Source organism: Pseudomonas sp. FBF18, assembly GCF_024261405.1.
In the GTDB taxonomy this organism is placed as follows: Bacteria; Pseudomonadota; Gammaproteobacteria; order Pseudomonadales; family Pseudomonadaceae; genus Aquipseudomonas; species Aquipseudomonas palmensis.
Map to the genome: position 1 here is coordinate 550,999 of NZ_QKRS01000001.1, position 15,326 is coordinate 566,324.

11 protein-coding genes and 1 tRNA gene are annotated in these 15,326 nt (G+C 65.4%); 6 read left to right on the plus strand and 6 right to left on the minus strand.

Features of this window, described 5'->3' with window-relative positions; all coding sequences use genetic code 11:
- Nucleotides 1-627: 627 nt before the first annotated feature.
- The gene (locus DN387_RS02635) at nucleotides 628-1,053 is read left to right on the plus strand and encodes a tetratricopeptide repeat protein (RefSeq protein ID WP_054914681.1); all 426 of its coding nucleotides are present in this window, start codon (nucleotides 628-630) and stop codon (nucleotides 1,051-1,053) included.
- Between the two features lie 175 nt (nucleotides 1,054-1,228).
- Nucleotides 1,229-2,614, plus strand: a complete 1,386-nt coding sequence (gene rmuC, locus DN387_RS02640) for a DNA recombination protein RmuC (RefSeq protein WP_162484864.1) — start codon at nucleotides 1,229-1,231, stop codon at nucleotides 2,612-2,614.
- On the opposite strand, the gene DN387_RS02645 is transcribed toward rmuC, so the two are convergent.
- Together DN387_RS02645 and DN387_RS02650 are read right to left on the minus strand one after the other, a co-directional pair.
- Nucleotides 2,586-6,062, minus strand: a complete 3,477-nt coding sequence (locus tag DN387_RS02645) for a hybrid sensor histidine kinase/response regulator (RefSeq protein ID WP_054914680.1) — start codon at nucleotides 6,060-6,062, stop codon at nucleotides 2,586-2,588. The two genes, rmuC and DN387_RS02645, sit on opposite strands and share 29 nt — an antisense overlap.
- Before the next feature lie 111 nt (nucleotides 6,063-6,173).
- Nucleotides 6,174-6,719, minus strand: coding sequence for a TetR/AcrR family transcriptional regulator (locus DN387_RS02650; RefSeq protein WP_054914679.1), 546 nt, complete (start codon nucleotides 6,717-6,719; stop codon nucleotides 6,174-6,176).
- Nucleotides 6,720-6,809: 90 nt separating this feature from the next.
- On the opposite strand from DN387_RS02650, the gene DN387_RS02655 reads away from it, so the two are divergent.
- The gene (locus tag DN387_RS02655; RefSeq protein WP_054914678.1) at nucleotides 6,810-8,003 is read left to right on the plus strand and encodes an MFS transporter; all 1,194 of its coding nucleotides are present in this window, start codon (nucleotides 6,810-6,812) and stop codon (nucleotides 8,001-8,003) included.
- 58 nt (nucleotides 8,004-8,061) lie between these two features.
- Here the strand turns inward: DN387_RS02655 and DN387_RS02660 are convergent, their stop codons facing one another.
- Nucleotides 8,062-9,240, minus strand: coding sequence for an MFS transporter (locus tag DN387_RS02660; RefSeq protein ID WP_043860013.1), 1,179 nt, complete (start codon nucleotides 9,238-9,240; stop codon nucleotides 8,062-8,064).
- Nucleotides 9,241-9,414: 174 nt separating this feature from the next.
- Here DN387_RS02660 and DN387_RS02665 point away from each other — a divergent pair, with 174 nt between their 5' ends.
- The gene (locus DN387_RS02665; RefSeq protein ID WP_054914677.1) at nucleotides 9,415-10,557 is read left to right on the plus strand and encodes a TDT family transporter; all 1,143 of its coding nucleotides are present in this window, start codon (nucleotides 9,415-9,417) and stop codon (nucleotides 10,555-10,557) included.
- A gap of 168 nt (nucleotides 10,558-10,725) precedes the next feature.
- Nucleotides 10,726-12,600, plus strand: a complete 1,875-nt coding sequence (locus DN387_RS02670; protein ID WP_043860015.1) for an MFS transporter — start codon at nucleotides 10,726-10,728, stop codon at nucleotides 12,598-12,600.
- A 15-nt stretch (nucleotides 12,601-12,615) separates the two neighbouring features.
- Here DN387_RS02670 and sugE read toward each other — a convergent pair whose 3' ends face one another.
- The 3 genes from sugE to rdgC form a co-directional block, all read right to left on the minus strand.
- On the minus strand, nucleotides 12,616-12,933 hold the full coding sequence (gene sugE / locus DN387_RS02675; RefSeq protein ID WP_043860016.1) for a quaternary ammonium compound efflux SMR transporter SugE: 318 nt from the start codon (nucleotides 12,931-12,933) through the stop codon (nucleotides 12,616-12,618).
- A gap of 117 nt (nucleotides 12,934-13,050) precedes the next feature.
- Nucleotides 13,051-14,013 carry a bile acid:sodium symporter family protein gene (locus DN387_RS02680; RefSeq protein WP_043860017.1) on the minus strand — a complete coding sequence of 321 codons (963 nt, stop codon included), beginning with the start codon at nucleotides 14,011-14,013 and terminating at the stop codon, nucleotides 13,051-13,053.
- A 142-nt stretch (nucleotides 14,014-14,155) separates the two neighbouring features.
- Complete coding sequence (gene rdgC, locus DN387_RS02685; protein ID WP_043860018.1) at nucleotides 14,156-15,076, minus strand: recombination-associated protein RdgC; 921 nt, start codon at nucleotides 15,074-15,076, stop codon at nucleotides 14,156-14,158.
- 159 nt (nucleotides 15,077-15,235) lie between these two features.
- On the opposite strand from rdgC, the gene DN387_RS02690 reads away from it, so the two are divergent.
- Nucleotides 15,236-15,311 (plus strand) — tRNA-Val (locus tag DN387_RS02690).
- Nucleotides 15,312-15,326: the final 15 nt, after the last annotated feature.

Here is a 15,326-nt window from a genome sequence, read left to right on the forward strand (position 1 = left end):
CAAGGACTGCTTTGGCCAGAATTGAGTTTCAGCTTGGTACTAACGCTGGCAACACTACAGCAGTTTTCAGGTTGTGGCAACCCTTTGTGCTTTTCGTGCGCCAAGCCGGCCATTATCTCGATTTCAGGCTGTTCTGTGAAGAGGGCCCCAGGAGGCACCACCGCGCGTGCGGAGCATTTTCGTGCAATCCCGTGCCTCGCTTTGGGGCACCTGTCCACACCTGTAACACCTCTTGTCAATGTGGCGCTACACCGCGGCAGGGCCCTGGCGATGACCAGTTCGAAAGTACAAGTCAATGAAAAAAAACACTTTTTTTAGCTGGTGAAAAAATCGTCAGTTTGAGCGCGGGCCCCATTCTACCGGGGTTTGCGGGGTGTAGGAGGGGGTTGTCCACCGAGTTATCCACAGCTTCTGTGGATTGTCATGCGGGTCTGCTCTAGGACGCGGGTGCCAGCAATGCAGGAAGTGTCTGACAATTTTCGCGGCGCATTTCGGCTCGCGCGAAATGTCTACTGACGTGTCAAAAAAAAACATCGCCTGAAGGAAAAAAGCCTCGAATTCCCTCGGGCCATGCACGAGAAAATCCGGTAGAGTGGCGCGCCTCTCGAGTTGCCTTCGCCGTTTTTTATGAAGTTTCGCAGCAAAACCCCAAGCCCCACTGCCCAACCCCCCGTTGCCGAGCCCCGACGTTTTTCGTTGAAGGTGGCCCTGTGGCTGCTCGACAGCCCGCGCCTGGGCGACAACCCCAACGTCAAGCACATCGCCGGGCGCCTGCTCAAGCAACCGGCACGCCAGGGTGTGGTGGTGGCGCAGAGCCGGCTGGGGCAGATGCTGTGCCGCGATTGCGGCAACGCCCGTGACCGGCGCATCGGCCACGAGCTGCTGCGCCAGGCTGCCCGGGCCGGTGACCGCAGGGCACAGCTCGAATACGGCCGTCTGTGCACCCAGCCCCAGGTCAACGAGCCGGAGCAGGCACGTTACTGGCTGGAACAAGCTGCCGCGCAGGGCTCCAAAGAAGCCGTGCGGCTGCTCGGGCAACTCACGAGCCACTGATCGACCGCCCGGGGCTGTTAAGCTCTGGGGGATTTCCCTGGGGGTGAGCATGCTGTCTATGGCTGCAATGGATCTGACCAGCATCGTGCTGGGAATGGTGGTGGCGGCTTTGCCCGCTGTGGTGGTGCTGGTGCGTCTGCAACGTCAGCTGGCTGACAGGCAGGCCGCCGCCGCACTGGCCGAGGAGCGCCTGAGCAGTGCGCTGCTGGCCCAGGAGGGCCTGAGCGCGCAACTCGACGCCAGCCGTGACGAAATCAGCGACCTGGGCCAGGCCAATGCCGCCAAGCAGGCCAGCCTGGCCGCTCAGGGCCGCGAGCTGGAGTTGCTGCAGATCGAGCGCGACAACGCACGCGATGCCGCCCATGCCTGGAACCTTGAACGCAACGCCCGTGAAGCCGAGCTGCGCCGCCTCGAAGCGCGCTGCGCCGGCCTTGCCGCCGAACTGCGCGAGCAGCAGGACAGCCACCAGCAGCGCCTGAACGATCTGCAGGGCTCGCGCGACGAGCTGCGTGCACAGTTTGCCGAAATGGCGACGAAGATTTTCGACGAGCGCGAGCAGCGTTTCGCCCAGACCAGCCAGCAGCACCTGGGGCAACTGCTCGACCCGCTCAAGGAGCGTATCCAGTCGTTCGAGAAGCGCGTCGAGGAAAGCTACCAACAGGAAGCCCGCGAGCGCTTTTCGCTGGGCAAGGAACTCGAGCGCCTGCAGCAGTTGAACCAGCGCCTGAGCGACGAGGCCACCAACCTGACCCAGGCACTCAAGGGCCAGAAGACCCAGGGCAACTGGGGCGAGTTGATTCTGGAGCGGGTGCTGGAACATGCGGGGCTCGAAAAGGGCCGCGAATACCAGACCCAGGTCAGCCTCAAGAGCGCCGATGGCGAGCGTTTCCAGCCCGACGTGCTGATCATGCTGCCCGGCGACAAGCAGGTGGTGGTCGACTCCAAGGTCAGCCTCACGGCCTACCAGCAATATGTAAACGCCAGTGAAACCGACGTGGCCCAGGCTGCGCTCAAGCAGCATGTGCTGTCGCTGCGCAACCATGTCAAAGGCCTCTCGGGGAAGGACTACAACCGCCTCGAGGGCCTGCACAGCCTGGATTTCGTGCTGTTGTTCGTGCCCATCGAGGCGGCGTTTTCGGCGGCGCTGCAGGCCGAGCCCAACCTGTTCCAGGAGGCCTTCGACCGCCAGATCGTGATCGTCAGCCCGACCACGTTGCTCGCCACCCTGCGGGTCATCGACAGCCTGTGGAAACAGGAGCGCCAGAGCCAGAACGCCCGCGAGATCGCCGAGCGCGCCGGCTGGCTGTACGACAAGTTCGTGTTGTTCATCCAGGACCTGGACGAGCTGGGCAACCGCCTGCAGCAGGTCGACAAGGCCTATGCCGCAGCGCGCAACAAGCTCTGCGAGGGGCGCGGCAACCTGATCAGTCGCAGCGAGCAGCTCAAGCTGCTCGGCGCGCGGGCCAGCAAGAGCCTGCCGGCCGACCTGCTGGAGCGCGCCATGGGCGGCACCGACAACCTTGCCGAAGGCCTTACTGCACCAGGCTCAGATGACGATTGAGCAGGGCGCGCAGGGCCGCCGGCTTGACCGGCTTGCTCAGGTAGTCGAGGCCGGCGGCATGTACCCGCGCCACGGTCTCGCCGTGGCCGTCGGCACTGATCACCACCCCCGGCACCGGCTCGCCCAGGCGCGTGCGTAGCCAGGCCATCAGTTCGGTACCGATTTCGCCGTTGTCCAGGTGGTAGTCCACCAACGCCAGATGCGGGCGCAGGCCCTTGTCGAGCAGGGCGGCGCATTCCTCGCGGTTGCGCGCCGTCGACACCAGGCAGCCCCAGCGGCTGAGCAGGCTGTTCATGCCGATCAGGATGCTGTCTTCGTTGTCCACGCACAGCACCTGCAACCCCGCCAGCGGCTGGCCGGCCTGTTCGGCTGCCTTTGCCTGGGCCGGGCTCGCGGCGCTGGCCAGCGGTACGCTGACGCGGAACACGCTGCCCTTGCCGGGCGATGAGCGCACCTCCAGCGGGTGGCCGAGCACCTTGCACAGGCCGTCGGCGATCGCCAGGCCCAGGCCCAGGCCTTTTTCGGCGCGGGTCTGGTGGCTGTCCAGGCGCTTGAATTCCTCGAAGATCACCTGCAGCTTGTCGTCGGCAATGCCCGGGCCGCGGTCCCACACTTCCAGCCACAGGCGGTCCCCGGCGCGGCGCACGCCCAGCAGGATCGGGCTCTTGCCATAGCGGAAGGCGTTGGTGAGGAAGTTCTGCAGGATACGCCGCAGCAGCTTGACGTCGCTGTGCACCCGCAGCTTGCTGCCACGCACGCGAAAATCCAGGCCCTGCTGCTGGGCCAGTACCTTGAACTCGGCACCCAGGGCGTCGAACAGTTCGCTGAGGGCGAACGGCTTGGCGTCCGGGTTGATCTTGCCGTTCTCCAGGCGCGAGATGTCCAGCAGGTCGCTGATCAGCTCTTCGGCCGAACGCAGGGCGCTGTCCATGTGCTGCACCAGTTGCTGGGCGTCGCCCGACAGGCCCTCTTCCTGGTGCGACAACGCGGCGGAGAACAGCCGTGCGGCGTTCAGCGGCTGCATCAGGTCGTGGCTCACGGCCGCCAGGAAGCGGGTCTTGGACTTGTTGGCCGCTTCGGCATGGCTCTTGGCCTCGGTCAGCGCCAGGTTCAGTTGCGACAGCTCGTGGGTTCGCTCGGCCACGCGCTGCTCCAGGCCTTCGTTGGCGTCCTTGAGGGCCTGCTCGGCCTCGCGGAAGGGGGTGATGTCGGTAAAGCTCATCACGAACCCGCCGCCGGGCATGGGGTTGCCGATCAGCTCGATCACCCGGCCATTGGGGAACAGCCGCTCGGAGGTGTGCGCGCGCCCCTGACGCATCCAGTGCAGGCGCCGCGCCACATGCACCTGGGCCTCGCCCGGGCCGCACAGGCCGCGTTCGGCGTTGTAGCGGATGATGTCGGCAATCGGCCGGCCGACACTGATCAGCCCGTCGGGGTAGTTGAACAGTTCCAGGTAGCGACGGTTCCAGGCCACCAGGCGCAGCGACTGGTCGACCACGCTGATGCCCTGGCTGATGTTCTCGATGGCCCCTTGCAGCAGGGCGCGGTTGAACTGCAGCACCTCGGAGGCTTCATCGGCGATGCGTACCACGTCCTCCAGCTGCATGTCGCGGCCTTCGATGGCCGCCTTGACCACGGCGCGGGTCGAGGAGGTGCCGAGCACGCCGGACAGCAGGCGCTCGGTGTGCTCGATCCATTCGCCGTCGGCGTTCTGGTTGGGGTTGAAGCCCTTGCCCTGGCGATAGGCGAAGCGGATGAAGCTCTGGCGCGCACGCTCTTCGCCGACGAAGCGCGCGGCCAGGTGCAGCAGGTCGTCGATCTGTACCGCCAGCAGCGAACGGCTGCTGGGCCGCGCGCTGGTTTCCTGGCCAATGAAGCGCCCGGCCTGCCAGTGCTCCGATACCCGCGTGCGCGACAGGATCGAAACCCAGGCGAACACCGTGAAGTTGCCTGCCAGCGACAGCACCACGCCCTGGGTCAGCGGGGTGATCGGCAGGTTGAGCGGGTTGCCGTGCAGCCAGGCCAGGCCCGGGAACAGCTCCAGCGACCAGCCCACGCTGTGGGCGGCAATCGGCAGTACCAGGGTGTAGAACCACAGGAAGGTGCCGGTGGCCAGGCCGGCGAACACGCCGCGGCGGTTGGCCTGCTTCCAGTACAGCGCACCGAGCATGGCCGGGGCCAGTTGGGTGACGGCGGCAAAGGCGACCTGGCCGATGGTGGCCAGGCTGGCGGTGGAGCCCAGCAGGCGGTAGCTGACGTAGGCCAGCAGCAGGATCACCACGATGGTCACCCGGCGTACCGTGAGCATCCAGTGGCGGAACACCTCGAACGGGCGCTCGGCGTTGTTGCGCCGCAGCAGCCAGGGCAGCAGCATGTCGTTGGAGACCATGGTCGACAGCGCCACGGCCTCGACGATGACCATGCCGGTGGCGGCCGAGGCGCCGCCGATGAAGGCCAGCAAGGCCAGCGCCGGGTGTGCTTCGGCCAGCGGCAGGCTGATCACGAACGAGTCCGGCAGCACCGAGTTGGGCAGCAGCATCTGCCCGGCCAGGGCAATCGGCACCACGAACAGCGCGGCGAGGATCAGGTAGGCCGGAAACACCCAGCGTGCCAGGCGCATGTCCTGCGGTTCGATGTTCTCCACCACGGTGACATGGAACTGGCGCGGCAGGCAGATGATCGCCATCATCGCCACGCCGGTCTGCACGATCATCGACGGCCAGTTGATGGTTTCCTGCCAGTAGCCGTCAAGGGCGGGCGCCAGGCGGGCCTGGCTGAACAGGTCGTCGAAGCCGTCATACAGACTGAAGGTGATGAACGCGCCCACGGCGAGAAACGCCAGCAGCTTGACCAGCGATTCGAAGGCGATGGCCAGCACCATGCCGCGGTGGTGCTCGGTCACATCCAGGCTGCGGGTACCGAACACGATGCTGAACAGCGCCAGCACCAGCGACACCACCAGCGCGGTGTCCTGCACGCGGCTGCCGGTGGCATCGGCCCCGGCACCGATCAGCAGGTTGACCCCCAGCACGATGCCCTTGAGCTGCAAGGCGATGTACGGCAGCACGCCCACCAGGCAGATCAGCGCCACCACCACCGCCAGGGTCTGGGACTTGCCGTAGCGCGCGGCAATGAAGTCGGCGATGGAGGTGATGTTCTCCTGCTTGCTGATCAGCACCATCTTCTGCAGCACCCAGGGTGCAAACAGCATCAGCAGTACCGGCCCCAGGTAGATGGGCAGAAAGGCCCAGAGTTGTTCGGCGGCCTGGCCGACCGCGCCGAAGAAGGTCCAGCTGGTGCAGTACACCGCCAGCGACAGGCTGTACACCCACGCGCGCAGGCGTGGCGGCAGCGGGGTGCTGCGCCGGTCGCCGTAGAAGGCGATGGCGAACATGATGGCCATATAGGCCAGGGCGACCAGGGCGATCAGCCCGCTGGACAGCGACATGAAAACTCCGAACGAAAAAACGGTAACGGCCAACCACGATCAATCAGTCTGGCACGCCGTTCTCACTTCGTCAGCGCCGACGAAGGTCGCAGTGGCAGAGCGTCGCAGTGCTCAGTCGCGCAGGGCCAGTTCGACCAGTTCATGCAGCTGCTGCAGGCGCGGGGGCGCTTCGGCGAACAGAATGCGAAACACCGTGGGAGCCACCAGCAGGTCGAGCAGCCGTTCCACCCCGGGGCCGGCTTCGCCACGCTGCTGCGCGCGGTCCAGCAAGGTCTGCAACTGGCCGCGCAGCAGGGTGGTGCAGTAGCCGGGGCAGGCGCTGCTGAGCACGTCGCGCATCATGTGTCGGCCGGGCTCGGAGCTCATCTCGTCCAGATACTGCTCGGCCCAGGCCAGCAGGTCGCCGCGCAAGGTGCCGGTGTCGAGGGGTTCACTGTCGGGGTGCAGGCGCTCCACCGCCACGTCGGCCAGCAGCGCCGCCAGTTCACCCCAGCGCCGGTAGATGGTCGAGGGGGTGACGCCGGCACGTGCGGCCACCATGGGCACGGTCAGGCTCGCGCGGTCCTGCTCCTGGAGCAGGGCCCGCACGGCGCTGTGCACCGATTGCTGGACACGGGCGCTGCGACCGCCCGTGCGAATACCTTCTTTGATCGCCATGGCGCGACCTTAACACAAAGGGTTTGCGTTAAGGATTAAGGGCGCGCAGACTGCACAAAAGCTAACGGTTAGCTTTAGTGGAGAAAGCACATGATCGGATTGTTCAGCCGTCCGGCGTCGGCGCGTTTGCGGCTGGTGTACCTGGCCGTCGCGCTGCTCGGGTTTCTGGCGGCTTCGAGTGCGCCGACGCCGTTGTACCAGCTGTATCAGCATGCGTGGCAGTTTTCGCCGGCAACCCTGACCCTGGTGTTTGCGGTGTATGCCTTGAGCCTGCTGGCGGCGTTGCTGACGGTGGGGTCGCTGTCCGATTACCTGGGGCGCCGGCCGGTGATCTTCGTGTCGTTGCTGCTCGAGAGCGTGGCGATGCTGCTGTTCATCCAGGCCGAGTCGGTGCCCTGGCTGCTTGCGGCGCGGTTGCTGCAAGGCTTTGCCACCGGCATGGCCACCAGTGTGCTGGGCGCCGCGCTGCTCGATACCGACCGCGAACAGGGGCCGTTGGTCAACAGCCTGGCGCCGCTGCTGGGCATGGCCTGCGGGGCGCTGGGCACCAGCGTGCTGGTGGAGTTCGCGCCGTGGCCGCTGCGCCTTGTGTATGGGGTGCTGCTGGCGCTGTTCGTGGTGCTGGCGCTGCTGGTGTGGCGTTTGCCGGAGAGCGTCAGCCGCCAGCCGGGCGCGCTGCGCGCCCTGCGTCCGAGCCTGCTGGTGCCGCCCCAGGCGCGTGGCGCGGTGTGGCGCATGCTGCCGGTGAACATTGCGGTGTGGGCGCTTGGCGGGTTCTTCCTCTCACTGGGGCCGTCGCTGGTGCGGGAGGTGAGCGGCCTGGGCTCCAGCCTGATCGGTGGCGCGCTGGTGGCGACCCTGACCCTCAGTGGTGCGCTGGCGATCTATCGGCTGCGCCTGCGCCCGGCACAGCAGGTGCTGGCGCTGGGCACCGGGCTGCTGGCCGGCGGGGTGGGGCTGATTCTGCTGGCGCTGTACAACGCCAGCCTGGTGCTGTTCTTTGCCGCCACGCTGGTGGCGGGCAGCGGCTTTGGTGCGGGGTTTCTGGGTGCGTTGCGCAGCACCCTGCCACTGGCCGAGGCCCATGAACGGGCGGGCTTGATGGCCACGTTCTACGTGCTGAGCTACCTGGCGTTCTGTGTGCCTGCGCTGGCGGCCGGGTTGATGGTGCGCCAGTTCGGGCTGGTAGCCACCAGCGAGGTGTATGCGCTGGTGCTGGTCGGTTTGTGCGCGGTGGCGGGGGTGTTGAACCTGCCGGCGATGCGCGGAGCGCGATCTATCTGATCTCGGTGGTGCTGCGTTTTCCGGCAAGAGCAGCGTGGATCTTTGTCGGCGCCGGCCTTCAGGCCTGGCGCCGTGCCCCCAGGCAATAGAACAGCCCCGCCAGCCCCACCGACAGCATCATCAGGTAGAACATCGCCGTCGGCATCAGGTGTGCCAGCGCAAACCCGCACAGCACCGGCCCCAGCGCCGCCCCCAGGTTGGACAGGTTCTGTGCGCCGTAATACACCCCGCGCAGGTGCTCCGGGGCAATGCTGTCGATGAACATGTATTCGGCCGGGATCACGATGATCTCGCCCAATGTGAACACCAGCATCGCCAGGCACCACACCCACAATGTCTGCGCCAGCGAGAACCCCAGCAACCCGATCACGAACAGCAGCATCCCGGCCAGCAGCCAGGGCATCAGCTGGCGACTGCCGATGCGCCGGCCGATGGCGTATTGCAGGGCGATCACCGTGATGGCGTTGGTCGCCACCAGGTAGCTGACGGTCTGGTTGGCCTGGATGGCCGATGTGGTGGTCACCAGGTACTGCGACAGGTAGGCCGTGAACTGGCCGAACACCACCGCGCTGAGCGCGCCGCCCAGGGTGAAGTACACCAGGCGCCGATCGCCGAGCAGGTGCCTGCCGACCGCCAGCAGGCCCAGCGTCGGCCCGCCGAGCCCGGCGCGTGCCGCACGCTCGCCCCGGCGTTGATAGCTCAGGCACATGCCCAGCCCCAGCAATGCCGACAGCACGAACGGCAGCCGGTCATCCAATAGCACCAGCGCCACCCCAACAAAAGGCCCGACGGCATAGGCGACGTTGCTCAGGGTGTACTTGATCGAGAACACCTCGCCGCGTGCCTGCACTGGCAACAGCGCGCAGAAGCCGGCCTTGGCGGCAATGTCCACCACTGCCAGGGTGAGGTTGATCACCACCAGGCAGGCAAACAGCATCCCCAGTTGCCGGCTGGCCACCGCCACGAAGAACGCCAGGGCGAAGGCCAGGGTGGAGAACACGATCACCGTGTAGCTGCGCAGGGTGTCGATCAGGTAGCCGCCGTACAGGCTCAGCAGCGAGCCGACGATCAGTGCACCGCCGATCATCAGGCCGATGGCGCTGATGCCCAGGGCGAAGTGCTCCGACAGGTACACCACCAGGTACGGCAGGGTGATGGCCCGCGCCAGGGTCAGCACGAAGGTGGTGCACAGCAGCAGGCGAACCTCGGCGCCATAGCCCCGCAGGCTTTCGAGCATGTTCACGTCCTTGTCCGGTGAGGTCAGCCGCCAGCATACGTCAGCCTTGAAAGGCTCGCGAACGGCTTATATATAGGTAAAACAGATAACAGTTAGAGAAATTACCCGTTATATCGATATTCCATAGGGTTGTAACATCGATTTCACCTCACCGGAGGACAGGAGACCGACACCATGACCTGCACCAAGATAGCCCACCCCTTGCGCCCGCTGAGCCGCCTGGCTCACCCGCGCGAGGTGATCCGACAGTTCACCCCCAACTGGTTCGCCGCGACCATGGGCACCGGCGTGCTGGCGCTGGCGCTGCGGCAGGCGGTGCCGGGGTTGTCGGGTATGGCCGAGGCGCTGTGGCTGCTGACCATTAGCCTGTTCGTGCTGTTCAGCGTGCTCTACACCGCGCGCTGGGTGATGTTCTTCGATGAGGCGCGGCGGATTTTCGCGCATTCCACGGTCTCGATGTTTTTCGGCACCATCCCCATGGGCCTGGCGACCATTCTCAATGGGGCGCTGGTATTCGGAGTCGAGCGGTGGGGCACGGGGGTGCTGCCGTGGGTCGAGGCGTTGTGGTGGCTGGACGTGGCCCTGGCGCTGCTGTGCGGGGTGGCGATCCCTTACCTGATGTTCACCCGCCAGGAGCACAGCATCGACCAGATGACCGCGGTATGGCTGCTGCCGGTGGTGGCGGCCGAAGTGGCCGCGGCCAGCGGCGGCCTGCTGGCCCCGCACCTGACGGACGTCCATCGCCAGTTCCAGGTACTGATCACCAGCTATGTGCTGTGGGCGGTGTCGTTGCCGGTGGCGTTCAGCATCCTGACCATCCTCACCCTGCGCATGGCGCTGCACAAGCTGCCCCAGGCGAGCATGGCCGCTTCGAGCTGGCTGGCACTCGGGCCGATCGGCACCGGTGCCCTGGGCATGATGCTGCTGGGCAGTGATGCACCGGCGATCTTCGCTGCCAATGGCCTGGGCAGCCTGGGCGAGATTGCCCGCGGGCTGGGGCTGGTGGCCGGTATCGTGCTGTGGGGCGCGGGGCTGTGGTGGTTGCTCACTGCCGTGTTGATCACGCTGCGCCATCTGCGCGATGGCATGCCGTTCAACCTGGGCTGGTGGGGCTTCACCTTTCCGCTGGGGGTGTATGCCCTGGCCACGTTGAAGCTGGCGGCGTGGCTGCAGTTGGGGTTCTTCACGGTGATGGGCCACGTGCTGGTGGTGGCGCTGGCAGGGCTGTGGCTGGTGGTGGCCAGCCGTACCCTGGCGGGGGCCTGGCGTGGCGAGCTGTTCGTGTCGCCGTGCATTGCGGGGTGCACGGGCAAGTGACGATGGTGGCAGTTTCGCCGGCAAGGCCGGCTCCGGCAGGGTTTTGCTGGCGCTAGAAGGCCTTGTCGGCGAAGCGGTTCATGCGGTGGCTTGCATTTACCCGTGCATCTGTGGCTTTTTGCGGGCTGGCTTCCTCCAATAACAAAGCCCCACTCAGGACCCTGGACGATGAGTCACCCCTCACAGTTTGCCCTGCTGCAAAAACGGCGCTTTCTGCCGTTTTTCGTCACCCAGTCGCTGGGGGCGTTCAACGACAACCTGTTCAAGCAATCGCTGATCCTGGCCATTCTCTACAAGCTCAGCCTGGGCGGCGACGGCACGATGCTGGTCAACCTCTGCGCGCTGCTGTTCATCCTGCCGTTCTTCCTGTTCTCGGCCCTGGCCGGCCAGTTCGGCGAAAAGTTCGCCAAGGATGCGCTGATCCGCACCATCAAGCTGGCCGAGATCGTCATCATGGGCGTGGGCGCCGCGGGCTTTCTCTATAACCACCTGTGGATGATGCTGGTGGCGCTGTTCGCCATGGGGACCCATTCGGCACTGTTCGGCCCGGTCAAGTACTCGATCCTGCCCCAGGCCCTGCGCGAAGAGGAGCTGGTGGGCGGCAACGGCCTGGTGGAGATGGGTACCTTCCTGGCGATCCTGGCCGGCACCATCGGCGCCGGGGTGATGATGTCCAGTACCCACTACGCGCCCATCGTGGCCAGCGCGGTGGTGCTGGTGGCGGTGCTGGGCTACCTGGCCAGCCGCGCAATCCCCCGTGCCGCGGCCTCGTCGCCGCAACTCAAGCTGCAATGGAACATCTTCAGCCAGACGGTCGCGACCCTGCGCATGGGCCTGAAACAGACCCCGGCGGTATCGCGCTCGATCGTGGGCAACTCGTGGTTCTGGTTTGTCGGTGCCATCTACCTCACGCAGATCCCGGCCTATGCCCAGGAGTGGATGCACGGCGACGAAACCGTGGTCACGCTGATTCTCACGCTGTTCTCGGTAGGCATCGCGGTGGGGTCGCTGCTGTGCGAGCGCCTCAGCGGGCGCAAGGTGGAGATCGGCCTGGTGCCGTTCGGCTCGTTCGGCCTGACGGTGTTCGGCCTGCTGTGGTGGTGGCATTCGGGGGATATCCCGGCCGCCGGCGCGCCGTATGACTGGCTCGCCCTGCTGGGCATGAGCAAGGCCTGGTGGATCCTGCTGTCGATCATGGGCCTGGGTGTTTTCGGTGGTTTCTACATCGTGCCGCTGTACGCGCTGATCCAGTCGCGCACCCCCGAAGACGAGCGTGCCCGGGTGATCGCCGCCAACAACATCCTCAATGCACTGTTCATGGTGGTATCGGCCGTGGTCACCATGCTGTTGCTGGGGCTGGCCAAGCTGAGTATCCCGCAGCTGTTTCTGGTGGTGTCGCTGCTCAATATCGCGGTCAACACCTACATCTTCCGCATCGTGCCCGAGTTCAGCATGCGCTTCATGATCTGGCTGCTCAGCCATTCCATGTACCGCGTCGAACACCGCGACCTGGACAAGATCCCGGATGAAGGCGCGGCGCTGCTGGTGTGCAACCACGTGTCGTTCGTCGATGCGCTGCTTATTGCCGGGGCCGTGCGCCGGCCGATCCGCTTTGTCATGTACTACAAGATCTACCGCCTGCCGGTGCTCAATTTCATCTTCCGTACTGCGGGGGCGATCCCGATTGCCGGGCGCAACGAAGACCTGCCGACCTACGAGCGTGCGTTCGAGAAAATTGCCGCCTACCTGGCCGACGGCGAGCTGGTGTGCATCTTCCCGGAAGGCAAGCTGACCTCCGATGGCGAGATCGATGCATTCAAGGGCGGATTGAGCCTGATTCTGGAGCGCACCCCGGTGCCGGTGATTCCGTTGGCGCTGCAAGGCCTGTGGGGGAGTTTCTTCAGCCGTGACCCGGCCAAGGGGTTTTTCCGGCGCCTGTGGTCGCGGGTGACCCTGGTGGCCGGTAGCGCCGTACCGGTGGAAACGGCGCAACCGGCGCTGTTGCGCGAGCGGGTCAGCGAACTACGCGGCACCTGGCGCTAGGCGCGGGGGCCAGGGTCAGCTGGCGCTGACCTTGAGCCCCACCAGGCCGATGATGATCAGTGCCACGCTGGCCAGGCGCATCAACGCCATGGATTCGCCAAACAGGATGATCCCGGCGATCACCGTACCCACTGCGCCCACACCGGTCCAGATCGCATAGGCGGTGCCCAGCGGCAGTTCCTTCATGGCAAGGCCGAGCAGGCCGAGGCTGACCGCCATGGCGGCAACCGTGAGCACAGTGGGCAGGGGGCGGGTGAAGCCGTCGGTGTATTTGAGGCCGATGGCCCAGCCGACTTCGAACAGGCCGGCGAAAAACAGGATGATCCAGGACATGCGCAGTACTCCATCTGTTGATGGGGCCGTCCCCGGATCGGTCACGCGGTGCGTCGTGAGGTCGTCCTCACAGTGCGCACTATAGTGCACATTTCCTTGCCGAGGGGCAAGAGGCGGTCAACGCGTGGCGTCGACCGCTGCCGTTTCGGCGACGGGTTCTTCCATGCGCCGGAACCAGGTCGAGAGTAGCGCACCGGAGATGTTGTGCCACACGCTGAACAGCGCGCTGGGCACCGCCGCCAGGGGCGAGAAGTGCGCACTGGCCAGTGCCGCGCCCAGCCCGGAGTTCTGCATGCCGACTTCCAGCGCCAGGGATTTGCGCTGGGCCAGCGGCAGCTTGAACAGCTTGCCGGTGACGTAGCCCAGGGCGAACCCGAAGGTGTTGTGCAGGATCACCACCGCCATGATCAGCAGGCCCGATTCGGCGATCTTGGCCTGGCTGGCCGCCACCACCGCGCACACGATCAGCACGATGCTCACCACCGACACCAGCGGCAGCACCTGCACCGCCAGGTGTACGCGCGGGCCGAGCAGGCGCTGGGCGAGCACGCCGAGCACGATCGGCAGCATCACCAGTTGCAGGATCGACCAGAACATCTCCATGAACGAGACCGGCAGCCAGGCCGAGGCCAGCAGCCAGATCAGCGCCGGGGTCAGCAGCGGGGCGAGCAGGGTGGTGACGGCGGCTATTGCCACGGCCAGGGCCAGGTCGCCCTTGGCCAGCCACGCCATCACATTGGAGGAGGTACCGCTTGGGCAGCAGCCGACCAGGATCACGCCCACGGCGATTTCGGCGGGCAGGTGGAACAGCTGGCACAGCAGCCAGGCCACGCCCGGCATGATCACGAAGTGGGCGACCACGCCCAGGGCCACGCGCCAGGGCTGGCGGAACACAGCGGCGAAGTCTTCGACCTTGAGGGTCAGGCCCATGCCGAACATCACCAGGCCCAGCAGCGGCACGATGGCGACCTTGAGGCCGATGAACCAGGCGGGTTGGAAGAAGGCCAGGAGGGCAAACAGCAGCACCCACCAGGCGAATGTATTGCCGACGAAGCGGCTGAGGGCAGCGAGGGCGCGCATGGGGGGGGCTCCTTTTTTATTATCGACGGCCCCATCGCGGGTCAAGCCCGCTCCCACAAGGATTGCAGCGACCCTGTAGGAGCGGGCTTGACCCGCGATGAGGCCCGCATGGCCTCTATATAGCTATATAGAGAGCAGACGATCAGACCCCCTGCGGGATCTCCTCCCCACCCAGCGCTTCGAACAGCGCCGGCAGGAAGTCGCCGAAGGTCAGCATCATCAGGGTGAAGCTGGCATCGAGCTGGCCAAGGGCCTCTTCGCCGCCGTCTTCCTCGGCCTGGTCCTGCAGCAGCTCTTCGAACTTCAGGCGCTTGATCACCATCTTGTCGTCCAGCACGAACGACAGCTTGTCCTGCCAGGCCAGCGACAGCTGCGTCACCACCTTGCCGGTACCCAGGTGCAACTGGATCTCGTCGCTGGTCAGGTCCTGGCGCTTGCAGCGTACGATGCCGCCGTCTTCGTGGGTGTCGCGCAGCTCGCACTCGTCCAGCACATAGAAGTCGGGCGCAGCCTTCTGCGACTTGACCCAGTCGGTCAGGGTCGCGCTTGGGGCGATCTTCACGGTCACCGGGCGCACCGGCAACGAGCCCATCACTTCACGCAGGGTCGACAGCAGGTCCTCGGCACGCTTGGCGCTGGCCGAGTTGACCAGGATCAGGCCCTGCTTGGGCGCGATGGCGGCGAAGATCATCGAACGACGGATAAAGGCGCGGGGCAGGAAGGCCTGGATGATCTCGTCCTTGATCTGGTCACGCTCCTTCTTGTAGACCTTGCGCATCTGCTCGGCTTCGATCTCGTCGATCTTCTCCTTGACCGCATCACGCACCACGCTGCCGGGCAGAATGCGTTCTTCCTTGCGTGCCGCGATCAGCATGAAGTCGCCACTGACATGCACCAGGGGCGCATCTTCGCCCTTGCCGAAGGGCGCGACGAAACCGTAGGTGGTCAACTCCTGGCTGGCACAGGGGCGCGCCGGCTTGCTGGCCAGTGCGGTTTCCAACGCCTCGGCGTCGAACTGGATGTCCTGGGTAAGGCGGTAGGGCAGCAGGTTTTTGAACCACATGGGGTGCATCTCTCCTCGGTACATAAGGAGGGCATTATTCTCCGAGCGGCGTGTTCAGGCCAAGCCCGCTAAGTCATTGGAAGGCCTGAAAAATAATTTTAAAAAAGTGCTTGCCAGAGTGTGAGGTGCTCCGTAGAATGCGCGCCACACCGAGACGAAGGGTGATTAGCTCAGCCGGGAGAGCATCTGCCTTACAAGCAGAGGGTCGGCGGTTCGATCCCGTCATCACCCACCACTTCTCAGTGTATCG